The following is a 12,593-nucleotide window of genomic DNA, read 5'->3' as shown; positions in this document are numbered from 1 at the left end:
TTATTCGTTAAGGTTTTGGTAATTTAAATTTAGCCACACGGCCATCAACTGTAAGCGGATACGCTTTGCCTTTATAAGTAATGCGAACGTTACCCGGCGCACCGATAATCAAGGCGTATTCGTCACCATTAAAGGTTAAGGTTTCACCTTGTTTATATTCTTTTTGCGCTAATACTTTACGGTTTTGGTCTTTCACACTAATCCAGCTTGAATTTTTGGTAATCTCAATAACGAGATCACCTTTCACTGTAGTTGGTGCTTCAGAAATAGCGGGGTTTTCAACCGCACTTTGCGCATCTGGTACGGTTGGTTCTGTGTTAGGTAACGTTTGTTCCACAACAGATGCTTGAGCTTGTTCAACAGTAGGTGCTGAAGTTGCTGAGCTTGAAACTTCTGCGTTTACTGTTTGAGCTTGATTTTCTTGAGTCTTTGAAACCACAGATTCAACAGCGGCATTATTTATTGCTTCCTCTACTGGCGCAGTTTCATTATTTGACGTAGCAGGCTGGCTATTTGCCGCGACTGTTTTTTCTTTTTCAACGTAGGTTTGCACTAAATTATCACGTTCTTCGTTTGATTTTTGATAATTTTGCCACCACCATAAACCTGTCATTCCAACTACCGCGAGTAAGATAATGGTTGTAAGTGTGCCGACCCAGCGACTATGAGAAGAGTATTGGTTTACTGAACGCGTCACACGTGCATTTTTACCTAAATCGTTTTTATATGCCTCACCAAAGGTCAAATGCTCCCATTCGCTTTCAGGAATACGTAAAAATTTCGTATAACTACGCACATACCCTTTCATAAAGGTTGATGGCACATTTTTTTGGACAAATTCATTATTTTCTAATTGCTCCAAAATACTTGGGCGTAAAGAAATTGCCTTTGCTGCATCTTCTAAAGATAGATTTAATGCTTCGCGAGCTTGACGAAGTTTATCCCCAAAGGAGGTATCTGTTTTTTTGGTTTGTTCAAGGATTGTATTCATAGGTATAAAATAAAGAAATAGCAACAAAAAACTAAGTGCTAAATTCTAAAGTCGAAAGGGGCTTTTGGCAATGATTATTTGAGTGAACGGAGCTTTTCCGCTCTAGAAGGATCAACTTGGCGCAATTTCTCTAACGCTTGTTGATAAACATCGGTTTGTTTTCCGGCAAAAGCACAAAGTGCTATGTTTTCGTAAGTATCGGCTTGATGATAATAATTCGGTGCTGCAAGTGCTGCATTAAATTGTGAATAAGCTTGTTCAAACTCACCTTGCCCACATAGAAATGCACCAAAGTTGTTATACACATCCCCTTGCTTATCGTCTAACTTAATCGCCTGTAAATAAGCTTGCTTCGCTTTTTCCGTATCGCCTTGTAATTGATAAAAATGCGCAAGTGCTGAGTGCACAAGGTAATAGCGGTCATCATGCTCAAGGGCTTTATCTAAATTCAGTTTTGCTTGAACAAAATCCTCTTGTTGAAGATAACCTAATGCCAATTCAACGCGCGCTTTTGCAGCTTGTTGTTTATTAAAATCAACAGAAGACTGAGAAACACAAGCCGAAAAAACAAAAGGGAAAATGACCGCACTTAGAATGTTAATTGGGATTAATTTCATTTTATCACTCCTCTATCTTGTCAGTCTTCTACGAGCCATTTTCCTTTACAAGTATTACTATATTTAGCTTAGTTAACCGCTTTTACGTCAATACCTTCACCAAACTTACGTTTCATTGCCGTACGTTTGGTTCGGTCGATCACATCTCCTGCCAACTGACCACAAGCCGCATCAATATCATCACCACGGGTTTTGCGCACAATCACCGTAAAGCCGTATTCCATTAATGTTTTTTGGAAACGATCGACACGGCTATTTGAGCTTTTACCATAAGGCGCTTCTGGGAATGGGTTCCATGGGATCAAATTAATTTTACATGGGGTATTTTTTAATACTTTGGCTAATTGATGCGCATGCTCTGTGCCATCATTCACATGATCTAATAACACATATTCAATAGTCACTTTACCATGGTTAGCATTTGATACTTCTAAGTATCTATGCACCGAATCCATCAACATTTTGATGTTATATTTTTTATTGATCGGCATAATTTCATCGCGCAACTCATCGTTCGGAGCGTGAAGTGAAATCGCTAATGCCACATCAATCTTATCGCGCAGCATATCAAGTGCTGGCACGACACCAGAAGTGGATAACGTCACACGCCGTTTAGATAACCCATACGCGAAATCATCCAGCATAATTTCCATTGCGGGCACAACATTGGCCACATTTAGTAATGGCTCACCCATGCCCATCATCACCACATTAGTAATAGGACGAACACCCGTCACACCAAAATTACCGATAATTTTTGATGCACGCCAAACCTGCCCAATAATTTCAGACACCGTTAAATTACGGTTAAAGCCTTGCTGTGCTGTCGAACAAAAAGTACAAGCTAACGCACAGCCTACTTGAGAAGAGACACAAAGTGTTGCGCGATCCGCCTCAGGAATATAGACCGTTTCAACTTGCTGTTCACCTACCTGCATCGCCCATTTAATAGTGCCATCCGCAGAGCGTTGCTCAACCGCGACTTCAGGCGCTTTAATTTCAGCGACCGCTTTTAATTTTTCTCGTAATTTTTTATTAATATTGGTCATATTGTCGAAGTTATCTTCGCCAAAATGATAAATCCATTTCACTAATTGGTCCGCACGAAATGGTTTCTCGCCTAATTCAGCAAAAAACTCACGCATCTGCTGACGCGTTAAATCCATTAAGTTAATCTTTTTTGTATTCGTTTCGGATGAAAGGGGTTGTTCTAACATAAAGCCTCGTTATTACACATTACGGCGATGATGTTACTCAGAATTGAGCAACAAAAAATTCGCATATTAAAAATGAGCCGAGATTTTACAGATTTACCGACAGATAAGCTAGCAGATTTAAAAAACAACGAAAATTTTGACCGCACTTATTTGCGATCCGCATCGCAAAAATCAAAAAAATGAAAGGGAAAAGTGCGGTTAAAAAAACTTCGAATTTTTTATCTTTCATACATCCCAACCCCCTACAAAAACTGATAGAATGTACACTTTGTTTTATTCTCTGAGTTAGCTATATTGAAGATATGTTAAAAAAAGTTCTTTCTGTATTGTGTTTAGTACCCACAGTCGCAACGGCACAATCTTATATCGTATATGATTTCACCCATGATAGAGTGCTCGAAAGTAGCTCACCTAATCATGTGCAACCTATCGCATCTGTCACCAAGTTAATGACGGCGAATGTGTTTCTTGAAAATAATCGAAACACAAACTGTACAGCCTCAATTACAGACGATGATTTCGATTACATCAAAGGCACTCATACAAAATTACCTAAATATACGCCAATTTCTTGTAATGAATTGTTAAAAGCAATGCTCGTTCATTCTGATAACTATGCTGCCCATGCACTTTCTCGCTCTGCTGGCATGAGTCGTTTGCAATTTATCCAAAAAATGAATGAGAAAGCACGAGAATTAGGCATGCTCTCTACTCGCTTTTCAGACAGTTCAGGTTTATCTGATAGCAACATTTCAAGTGCAATGGATTTAGTTAAGCTAGCCAAATACTCGCTCAATAAAGCACAAATCAAAAATCTTTCTAACATGCCAAGTGCCTTCATTCAAGCTGGCGGACGCAGTGTTTTCGTCAAAAACACCAATAAATTAGTGCGTGAAGAAGTCTTCGATGCAGCAATAAATAAAACCGGCTATATTCGCGAATCTGGCTATAATTTAGTTTTCGTGAATAAAAATCCATGTAATCACTCTACCATCGGTGTGATCAGTTTAAATAACCATTCATCCGCATTTCGTAGCAACTTTACGAAAGGAAAACTGGAACAATATGGCTGTACTGCTGGACGTAGCATGCAAAACTTTACCGTTGATGAAGACCAATATGAGGAAGGTTATGATGAGAGTGGTATGGATCGTCTAATCCAGCGAGTTGGCGGTTAATCCTTTCACAAAGAGCGGTCAATTTTGCACAAAATTTTCCGCTTTTTAATTTTAATCGCCTATCGATTTGATAATTATTTTCATTTGAATTCCTTATGAAAAATGGTATTATTCTGCAGAATGCTAATCAATCATTATTTTTTAAGGAGATCTCATGAAGCATTTATTTAAAAGCCTATCTGTTATCGCTCTAGGTTTAGCTGCTTTACAAGCCGAAGCGAAATTTAAAGTGGTGACCACATTTACGGTTATTCAGGATATCGCACAAAATGTTGCAGGCGATGCCGCAACGGTGGAATCTATCACCAAACCTGGTGCAGAAATTCATGAGTATGAACCAACCCCTAAAGATATTGTAAAAGCTCAATCTGCTGATTTAATTTTATGGAACGGATTAAATTTAGAGCGTTGGTTCGAGCGCTTCTTCCAAAATATCAAAGACAAACCAGCCGTTGTGGTAACCGAAGGCATCACGCCACTTTCTATTTATGAAGGTCCTTATAAAGATGCACCTAACCCACACGCTTGGATGTCGCCATCTAATGCGTTGATTTATGTCGAAAATATTAAAAATGCATTAGTTAAATACGATCCGCAAAATGCTGATACTTATCAAAAAAATGCGGTAGCTTATGCAGAAAAAATCAAACAACTCGATAAACCTTTACGTGAAAAACTCGCACAAATTCCTGCCAACCAACGTTGGTTAGTCACCAGTGAAGGCGCCTTTAGTTATTTAGCGAAAGATTACGATCTCAAAGAAGGCTATTTATGGCCAATTAACGCTGAACAACAAGGTACGCCTCAACAAGTGCGTAAACTTATCAATTTAGTGAAAAAAAATCACATTCCTGTGGTATTTAGTGAAAGTACCGTGTCAGCCAAACCTGCTCAACAAGTAGCGAAAGAAAGCGGCGCCAAATACGGTGGCGTGCTTTATGTCGATTCCCTTTCTGCCGCTGACGGTCCTGTACCAACTTATATTGACTTACTGAATGTCACTGTATCCACCATAGTCAAAGGATTTGAAAAATAATGACTGCTATTTCCGTTAATGACGTAACCATGCGTTACAACAACGGGCACACTGCAATTTATGATGTTACCTTTGCATTACAAGGGGGAACCATCTGTGCTCTTGTCGGTGTAAATGGGAGCGGAAAATCCACGCTATTCAAAAGCATCATGGGCTTAATTAAACCACAGCAAGGCAATATTGCGCTTTGTGGTTTGCCAATTAATCGAGCGTTGAAACAAAATTTGGTCGCCTATGTACCGCAAGCGGAAGAAGTCGATTGGCAATTTCCAGTCTCCGTTTATGATGTTGTCATGATGGGACGCTACGGCTATATGAATTTCCTACGCATTCCAAAGGCTGAAGACAAACAAAAAGTGCTCGAAGCGATGCAACGGGTAAACATCGAGTATTTAGCCGAACGACAAATCGGCGAGCTTTCTGGTGGACAGAAAAAACGCGTATTTTTGGCTCGAGCATTAGCACAACAAAGTAAGATTATCTTACTCGATGAGCCTTTTACGGGTGTAGATGTTAAAACTGAAAATGCTATTGTGGAACTCCTTCGCCAATTACGTACTGAAGGCCATTTAATTTTAGTCTCTACCCACAATTTAGGCTCTGTACCAGATTTTTGTGATCAAGTAGTAATGATTAACCGTACTGTGATTGCCGCCGGTAAAACGGAAGATACATTCAATCAGCATAATTTGGAAAAAGTCTTTGGTGGTGTATTACGACACGTCAAATTATTAGGTGAAGATCTGCATAATGATGAAGATAAACGTGCGGTAACCGTTCTCACAGATGATGAACGCCCTGTTGTCTTTTATGGCGAAACCAAAAATGATCCGCCTGCAACGGCTGTAAAATCCTGCCGAGTGCCTCCGCATGACAAGGAATAAGCCATGCTTGAATATTTGCTAGAACCTTTCTCCTATGAATATATGCAAAAAGCCATGTGGATAAGTGCCGCAGTTGGTGGAATTTGTGCCTTTCTTTCTGCCTATTTAATGTTGAAAGGCTGGTCATTAATTGGCGACGCACTCTCTCATTCGGTGGTACCGGGTGTGGCGATAGCTTATGCCTTTTCACTCCCCTATGCTTTAGGTGCTTTTTTTGCCGGAATTTTGGCCGCACTTTCCATTTTATGGATCAAATCCATTTCTAAACTCAAAGAAGATGCCGTTATCGGCTTTATTTTCAGCACATTCTTTGCCTTGGGATTGTTGATTATTTCTCTGAATCCAACTTCAATAAATGTGCAAAATATTATTCTCGGTAATATCCTCGGGATTGCCGATGAAGATATTTATCAAGTAGCCATTATTATGTTGATTTGCTTGGTCTTATTGCTTATTTTTTGGAAGGATCTGTTACTGATTTTCTTTGATGAAACACAAGCAATTACAGTTGGACTTTCACCACTGTTTTACAAAGTTCTCTTTTTTACACTCTTGAGTGCTTGTGTCGTTGCGGCATTACAAACTGTCGGGGCGATTTTAGTGATTGCGATGGTAATCACGCCAGGTGCAACTGCCTATTTACTCACAGATAAATTCAAAACTCTTATCAAAATTGCCGTAGCATTAGGCGCAATCACTGGTTTCGTCGGTGTCTATTTAAGCTATTATCTGGATGGCGCCACAGGTGGTGTCATCGTAACATTGCAAACCTTGTTATTTTTATTGGCTTTTCTATTCTCGCCTAAATACGGATTAATGAGTCAAAAACGACGTAAGGTGGTGGATTATGACTGAGATGTTCGCCATTTTCGTTGAGCCATTTCAATTTGCCTTTATGCAAAATGCGCTACTCACCGCATTAGTGGTTGCCGTCATCTGTGCACTACTCTCTTGCTATTTGGTGTTGAAAGGATGGTCATTGATGGGGGATGCCATTTCTCATGCTGTCCTACCTGGCATTGTCTTAGCTTTTTTAGCTGGTATTCCATTAGTCATTGGTGCATTTGTCTCAGGTATTGCCTGCGCCTTAGGGGTAGGTTATTTAAAAGAAAACAGCCGTATCAAAGAAGATACCGCAATGGGGATTGTATTTTCGGGAATGTTTGCCATTGGTTTGGTGTTGTTCACTAAAATCCAAACCTCACAACATCTCACACACATCTTATTCGGTAACGTATTGGGTGTAAGCCGACAAGAGCTGATACAAACGGCTATCATCGCCTTGATCATTTTTATTTTGCTTGGCTTAAAACGTCGTGATTTTCTGCTTTATTGCTTTGATCCGAGCCATGCCCGTGTTGCAGGGCTCTCACCTAAATTATTGCACTATGGCTTGCTCACATTACTCGCGCTCACTATTGTGAGTACGATGCAAGTCGTTGGGGTTATTTTGGTCGTAGCGATGCTCATTGCGCCTGGCATCACTGCGCTAACCCTAACAAATCGCTTCGATAAAATGCTTGTTATCGCAATCATCAGTGCTGTAACTGCAAGTCTATTAGGCGTGCTACTTAGCTATCATTTTGATGCGTCCACTGGTGCATGCATTATTTTGTTACAAGCTTTATTTTTCTTAATTGCACTGGTTTATAGCAAAATAAAAGTGCGGTTAAATTTCTAAATAGAAAAGCTAACAGAGATGTTAGCTTTTTTTATTAGGGATTGAGTTTCAGCAATGCCAGGGCTTCATAATGCGCTGTATGCGGGAACATATCAAATAATTGAATTTGAGTAAGTTTATAATTGGTTAGATGCTGCAAATCTTTTCCCATGGAAATCGCGTTACAGCTGGAATAAAGAATAAAGTGCGGTTGCATTTCATTGAGAAACTCAGCGAGTTCCCTTCCGATACCTCGACGAGGCGGGTTGACGATCACCAAATCTGGTTTGTTTTCATCTTGTGTTAAAGCAAAATTAGCCGCATCCAAAGATTGGAATTTAACGTTGTTTAGCCCTAACACCTGAGCGGATTGAGTCGCCGCTTGAATAGCAGATGGGGAAATTTCAATCCCGGTCAATTCCACTTCTTGTTGATGTTTATCCTGTAAAGCTTTAGCGCAATGAAGTCCAAAACCTCCAACGCCACAAAAGAGATCCCAGAGTTTAGTAATTGATAAATCTTGCACCCAATCTTGCGCTGTTGCATATAGCCCTTGTGCTACCAGTGGATTCGTTTGGAAGAAACCTTGAGGGCGAATAAATAGCGGAATACCGTTAAAGCTCTCTGATAAGGTGTGCTGGTCCGTCAAAAAGATTTCTTTCTCGCCTTCTAAGATCGCAGCATGATTAGGTTGGATATTCACACTCACCACTTCAAGCTGTGGCAATTTTTCCAATAAACCTGCAAATTCACGTTGAATTAACGGCAATTTAGTTTCTGAACGCAATACAAAACGCAACATCAATTTTTTTGTATGTTGGCTTTCTGTGAGCAGAATATATTTGAGCTCACCTTTTTGCTTAGCCACGTTATAAGGGACTAAACCAGCGCGTCCAATGAAATCTTTTAAAATCGGAAAGAGTTCAGCAAAGCGTTGTGGATAAAGCGGACAATCACATAAATCCACCGCACTTTGTGGATCATTCGGGTCTTGTAAAATACCTAGAATGGGGCGTTCCACCGCGCCACTTACAACCATTTTCGCTTTATTACGAAAGGCAGTCTCGGAGGAATAAAAAGGCGGATGCCAAATTAAATTATCACAATCTAATTTGGCAAGTTGTTGTTTTAGATGCTCTTCTTTCTTGGCGAGTTGCTGTTCATAAGGCATTTCAAGCCATTGACAAGAACGGCAATCGCCTTTTTGATAATGATGGCAATCAATCATTTAGAAGCAAGCCACTCTTGTTGAAGTGCGGTCAGTTTTTGATGATTTTCAATCCAATGCGAAGTTTTTGTGAGTTCTGACCAATCAAAGGATTTTTGTTTAAAGAGCGATTTCAAGCGAGCTTGGCGTGCTGCGAAATGCTCTGTTGCTTCCTGTAACTTCAGATTATCAAGCACTTGAATAACACCTTCACGTTCATTACAAAACAATAATAAGTCACAACCAGCCTTCAAGGCTTTTTCACTGCGAGCCACAAAATCGCCCATAAAGCCTGCACCTTTCATGCCTAAATCATCAGAGAAAATCGCCCCTTGGAATCCCAACTGTTTACGCAAAATCTCTTTTAACCAATAACTCGAACCGCTTGCTGGCTGGCTATCACATTGTGTATAAATCACGTGAGCCGGCATAATCGCATCAAGCTTACTCTGTTGAATTAATTGCTGGAATGGCAAAATATCATGATTAAAAATCACTTCTTTTGCACGCTCATCATAAGGGGTTTCAATATGAGAATCAGCTAAAACATGACCGTGTCCTGGGAAATGTTTTCCTGTTGTTGCCATGCCTGCTTGGTGCATACCATCAATAAAAGCAGCCGCCAAATTGACCGCACTTTTTACATCACAGCCAAAACTACGATCACCAATCGCACGACATTCGTGACCTAAATCCAACACCGGAGCAAAACTCAAATCAATATCTAGCGCCACCATTTCAGCCGCCATTTGCCACCCTGCTTCTTTTGCTATTTGTTGTTGCTGAGTTGAGCCCTCAACTAACGCCGCAAAAGCCTGCATTGCGGGGAGCTGAGTGAAACCTTCACGGAAACGTTGCACACGACCACCTTCTTGATCAACTGTGATCAATAAAGGCTTTTTCACTCGTTGACGAATGGATTTAATTAGCGCTTGAACTTGCTGACGATCATAAAAATTGCGGGTAAATAAAATCAAACCGGCAACTAAAGGATGTTCCAGTAATTCAACTTCTTCTTGTTTGAGCTCATGACCTTCAAGGTCAATTAATAGTGTGGACATAAACTATTGTAAATAAAGACGATAATTAGTACTTTCTGTGCTTGGTTTTGGTAGTTCAAACACTTTATTCTCTTGTGGTTGCAATAAAATATTGCCTGATTGGCTTTCTTGCTGATTCGGCCAAACCTGTGTCACACCTTGTGTGTTATACCAATAAAGATGGTAAAGTACATTGAGTTGTTGCGTGGTTTTATTTTTTAAAGCTGCCGTATTATCCGACAAATCAACATCTAAAGCGGGTGCTAAATTTGCCGCCATATTTAAAATTGGCTTATTGGTTCCCACAATATTTGGTGCAGATGAACAAGCCGTTAAAAATAATACCGTTGCTGTAATTAGGATCTTTTTCATTATTTTGCCAACATTCTACCTAAAGGTTCACCACCAACAAGATGCATATGAATATGGAATACTTCTTGTCCACCGTGTTTATTACAATTCATAATCAAACGATAACCGTCTTCGGCAATGCCTTCTTCTTTAGCAATTTTAGCCGCGACAGTAAATAAGCGACCCAAGGTAACTTCATCTTGTTCTGTCACATCATTAACCGTTGGAATGACTTTATTTGGGATAATCAAAATATGGGTTTTCGCTTGAGGTGAAATATCTCGGAATGCGGTCACTAATTCATCTTGATAAACAATATTGGCGGGGATTTCTTTGCGAATAATTTTGCTGAAAATAGTTTCTTGAGCCATAGTCTTCTCCTTGTTTTATATAAAAAAGTGCGGTCAAAATTTACCGCACTTTGCTTTTATTTTCCATCAGAAATTGATGATGAATGACATTTCAATCAGCTTAGTGAGCCGCACCTTCTTCTGAATCATCTTGATTAATAAAGCTGGTATTAATCTCGATTTGTGCTTTTTCACGCAATGCTTGCATTAACTGTCCTTGCAATTCACCTTGACGCGCACGAACAAGTTGAGTGCTAAATTTCGCTAATTCTTGCTCATCTAAAGTAGGTTCCTCTACTCGTTCAAGGGCAACCACAATCACATCACCTTTGCTGTTACGACCAACTTGATAAGCCGCTTTGCCATCTTGTGGTTTTGCAATGGCAAATACACCTTCATAAAGCACTGGATCTTTATTATCCACTAACGTAAAGGTTTGTGGCTCACCAAAACTAATACCGGCAGGTAATTTGGTTGGATCGGCAGATAGCGCTTTAACCGCTTGCTCTGCTTTTTCAGCTAATACTTTATCGGCTTTTTCACGTTTTAAGAACTGCTCAATCATTGCTTTCGCTTCATCAAGGCTTTGTAAACCTTCAGCTTTATGATCCACGACACGTACCACAACAAATTCATTTTCACCAACCGTTAATGGCTCAGAATTTGCACCGCCGTTTGCAATATCTGATTCAAAAATGGCAGAAGTCACATTTGGGAAATTTAATGCCGCAGGGACATTATTTTTACCGAAATAATCTGTTTCTTCCACTTTCACGCCTGCTGCTTCTGCTACCGCAGCTAAAGAATCACTGCTTTCAGCTGCTTTTGCATGAACCGCTTTTTCTACCGCTTGGAAACGACTTCCTGCTAAGTTTTTACGTACGATATCCGCGATTTGCTCTTTTACTTCATCTAACGTACGTTCTTTACGATCTTGCACTAAAATAATATGGTAAGCCCCATCTACATTAACTGGTGTGCTGTATTGACCAACATTTAATAATAATGCCGCATCTTCAAAGTTTTTCGGTAATTCGTTGTCTTTTACCCAACCTAATTCACCGCCTTGTGCACCAGAAAGTTTATCCACAGATTTCGCTTTTGCTAACTCAGCAAAATCAGCGCCTTTTTGCAGTTCTTGATAAACCGCATCCGCTTCTTTCTCAGTTGCTAATTGGATATGCGCTAATTTTTGGCTAATGAATTGCGCTTTATTTTCTTGATAATATTGCGCAATTTGTGTTTCAGTTACAGGTTGTAATTTACCTAATTCATTCGCTGAAACGCGAATATATTGTACTTTCGCCTGTTCAGGTTGAACAAGTGATTTCGCATTCGCATCGTAATACGCTTTAATTTCTTCTTCTGTTACCTTTTGTTCTGCTACTTCATCAGCTAATGGAAGGGTTGCAAGACGAGCGATACGTTTTTGGAAAAAGGTTTGTGCACTATCTTTTACTTGAGCTGGCACAACAAATTCACTATCAGCTAAACCGTTTTGCATTTGTTCAAGTGTTAATGCATTACGTAAAATAGCCGCATAAGTATCTGACGTTAAACCATTTTGAGTCAATAATTGTTGATAACGGGTATTATCAAATTTACCGTTAGATTGTAAGTTAGGATCGCTTACAATCGCACGTTTGATCATGTCGTCACTTACACCTAATTTTAATTCTTTCGCATATTGACGGATTAATTCTTGATCCACTAAACGTTGAATTAAATTTTGACGAAGTGCGGTCACAAATTCCACCGAGTCAGTTTTCGCTAGGAAGCCCTCACCTTCTTGTTGAGCTCGAGCTTCAAACTCCTGGTTATAACGATTTAAGAAATCTTGTTGAGAGATGGTTTCGCCATTTACTTTTGCCGCAAAACTATCATTGCTGCTATACAGATAACCTGACATCCCACCAATCAAAAATGAAACTGGAATTAAAGCAAAGATCGCTTTTCCGATAAAGCTATGGGCGATGCCATGCATTTTTTCAATTAACATTCAATTATTACCCTTTTAAAAAAAGACAAAGTTCGTAAGATTATAATCTAAAAGGCGAAAATT

Annotated in this window: 13 protein-coding genes; 5 read left to right on the top strand and 8 right to left on the bottom strand. The window is 39.7% G+C overall.

The window, feature by feature from the left end; translation table 11 throughout:
• Positions 1–7 precede the first annotated feature (7 nt).
• The 3 genes from DPV97_RS06510 to rlmN form a co-directional block, all read right to left on the bottom strand.
• Positions 8–991, bottom strand: coding sequence for a RodZ domain-containing protein (locus DPV97_RS06510; RefSeq protein ID WP_070712766.1), 984 nt, complete (start codon positions 989–991; stop codon positions 8–10).
• Between the two features lie 74 nt (positions 992–1,065).
• A complete protein-coding gene (gene pilW, locus DPV97_RS06505; protein WP_070712768.1) occupies positions 1,066–1,608 on the bottom strand; it encodes a type IV pilus biogenesis/stability protein PilW in 543 nt (180 codons plus the stop codon).
• Positions 1,609–1,676: 68 nt separating this feature from the next.
• Positions 1,677–2,825 carry a dual-specificity RNA methyltransferase RlmN gene (rlmN, locus tag DPV97_RS06500; RefSeq protein WP_049381580.1) on the bottom strand — a complete coding sequence of 383 codons (1,149 nt, stop codon included), beginning with the start codon at positions 2,823–2,825 and terminating at the stop codon, positions 1,677–1,679.
• 302 nt (positions 2,826–3,127) lie between these two features.
• Between rlmN and DPV97_RS06495 the strand changes: the two genes are divergently transcribed.
• From DPV97_RS06495 to DPV97_RS06475, 5 genes are all read left to right on the top strand, one after another.
• On the top strand, positions 3,128–4,003 hold the full coding sequence (locus tag DPV97_RS06495; protein WP_049381581.1) for a D-alanyl-D-alanine carboxypeptidase family protein: 876 nt from the start codon (positions 3,128–3,130) through the stop codon (positions 4,001–4,003).
• Positions 4,004–4,157: 154 nt separating this feature from the next.
• Positions 4,158–5,039, top strand: a complete 882-nt coding sequence (locus tag DPV97_RS06490; protein ID WP_049381582.1) for a metal ABC transporter substrate-binding protein — start codon at positions 4,158–4,160, stop codon at positions 5,037–5,039.
• Positions 5,039–5,923, top strand: a complete 885-nt coding sequence (locus tag DPV97_RS06485) for an ATP-binding cassette domain-containing protein (RefSeq protein WP_070712769.1) — start codon at positions 5,039–5,041, stop codon at positions 5,921–5,923. Before DPV97_RS06490 ends, DPV97_RS06485 begins: the two co-directional genes overlap by 1 nt.
• 3 nt (positions 5,924–5,926) lie before the next feature.
• Positions 5,927–6,778: a metal ABC transporter permease gene (locus DPV97_RS06480; RefSeq protein ID WP_049383328.1), complete on the top strand. Its 852-nt coding sequence runs from the start codon at positions 5,927–5,929 to the stop codon at positions 6,776–6,778.
• Positions 6,771–7,604, top strand: coding sequence for a metal ABC transporter permease (locus DPV97_RS06475; protein ID WP_070712771.1), 834 nt, complete (start codon positions 6,771–6,773; stop codon positions 7,602–7,604). Before DPV97_RS06480 ends, DPV97_RS06475 begins: the two co-directional genes overlap by 8 nt.
• Before the next feature lie 34 nt (positions 7,605–7,638).
• Here DPV97_RS06475 and rlmC read toward each other — a convergent pair whose 3' ends face one another.
• The 5 genes from rlmC to ppiD form a co-directional block, all read right to left on the bottom strand.
• A complete protein-coding gene (gene rlmC, locus DPV97_RS06470) occupies positions 7,639–8,811 on the bottom strand; it encodes a 23S rRNA (uracil(747)-C(5))-methyltransferase RlmC (protein WP_070712773.1) in 1,173 nt (390 codons plus the stop codon).
• The gene (nagZ, locus tag DPV97_RS06465; protein WP_070712774.1) at positions 8,808–9,851 is read right to left on the bottom strand and encodes a beta-N-acetylhexosaminidase; all 1,044 of its coding nucleotides are present in this window, start codon (positions 9,849–9,851) and stop codon (positions 8,808–8,810) included. The genes rlmC and nagZ overlap by 4 nt, the downstream gene beginning before the upstream one ends.
• Before the next feature lie 3 nt (positions 9,852–9,854).
• A complete protein-coding gene (locus DPV97_RS06460) occupies positions 9,855–10,202 on the bottom strand; it encodes a putative periplasmic lipoprotein (protein WP_070712776.1) in 348 nt (115 codons plus the stop codon).
• Positions 10,202–10,552, bottom strand: coding sequence for a purine nucleoside phosphoramidase (gene hinT, locus DPV97_RS06455; protein ID WP_070712777.1), 351 nt, complete (start codon positions 10,550–10,552; stop codon positions 10,202–10,204). Before hinT ends, DPV97_RS06460 begins: the two co-directional genes overlap by 1 nt.
• Positions 10,553–10,652: 100 nt before the next feature.
• Positions 10,653–12,530 carry a peptidylprolyl isomerase gene (gene ppiD / locus DPV97_RS06450; RefSeq protein WP_111382929.1) on the bottom strand — a complete coding sequence of 626 codons (1,878 nt, stop codon included), beginning with the start codon at positions 12,528–12,530 and terminating at the stop codon, positions 10,653–10,655.
• Positions 12,531–12,593 lie beyond the last annotated feature (63 nt).

The sequence above is a fragment of the Haemophilus parainfluenzae genome (genome assembly GCF_003253005.1).
GTDB lineage: Bacteria > Pseudomonadota > Gammaproteobacteria > Enterobacterales > Pasteurellaceae > Haemophilus_D > Haemophilus_D parainfluenzae_M.
The sequence above is the reverse complement of the archived record's forward strand: the minus strand, read 5'-3'. Positions and strand labels throughout refer to the sequence as shown.

Coding starts and splice junctions, on each gene's coding strand:
- rlmN (WP_049381580.1), bottom strand. CDS start 2,825: ATGTTAGAACAACCCCTTTCATCCGAAACGAATACAAAAAAGATTAAC.
- rlmC (WP_070712773.1), bottom strand. CDS start 8,811: ATGATTGATTGCCATCATTATCAAAAAGGCGATTGCCGTTCTTGTCAA.
- nagZ (WP_070712774.1), bottom strand. CDS start 9,851: ATGTCCACACTATTAATTGACCTTGAAGGTCATGAGCTCAAACAAGAA.
- ppiD (WP_111382929.1), bottom strand. CDS start 12,530: ATGTTAATTGAAAAAATGCATGGCATCGCCCATAGCTTTATCGGAAAA.
- pilW (WP_070712768.1), bottom strand. CDS start 1,608: ATGAAATTAATCCCAATTAACATTCTAAGTGCGGTCATTTTCCCTTTT.
- DPV97_RS06460 (WP_070712776.1), bottom strand. CDS start 10,202: ATGAAAAAGATCCTAATTACAGCAACGGTATTATTTTTAACGGCTTGT.
- DPV97_RS06480 (WP_049383328.1), top strand. CDS start 5,927: ATGCTTGAATATTTGCTAGAACCTTTCTCCTATGAATATATGCAAAAA.
- DPV97_RS06490 (WP_049381582.1), top strand. CDS start 4,158: ATGAAGCATTTATTTAAAAGCCTATCTGTTATCGCTCTAGGTTTAGCT.
- DPV97_RS06475 (WP_070712771.1), top strand. CDS start 6,771: ATGACTGAGATGTTCGCCATTTTCGTTGAGCCATTTCAATTTGCCTTT.
- DPV97_RS06485 (WP_070712769.1), top strand. CDS start 5,039: ATGACTGCTATTTCCGTTAATGACGTAACCATGCGTTACAACAACGGG.
- hinT (WP_070712777.1), bottom strand. CDS start 10,552: ATGGCTCAAGAAACTATTTTCAGCAAAATTATTCGCAAAGAAATCCCC.
- DPV97_RS06510 (WP_070712766.1), bottom strand. CDS start 991: ATGAATACAATCCTTGAACAAACCAAAAAAACAGATACCTCCTTTGGG.
- DPV97_RS06495 (WP_049381581.1), top strand. CDS start 3,128: ATGTTAAAAAAAGTTCTTTCTGTATTGTGTTTAGTACCCACAGTCGCA.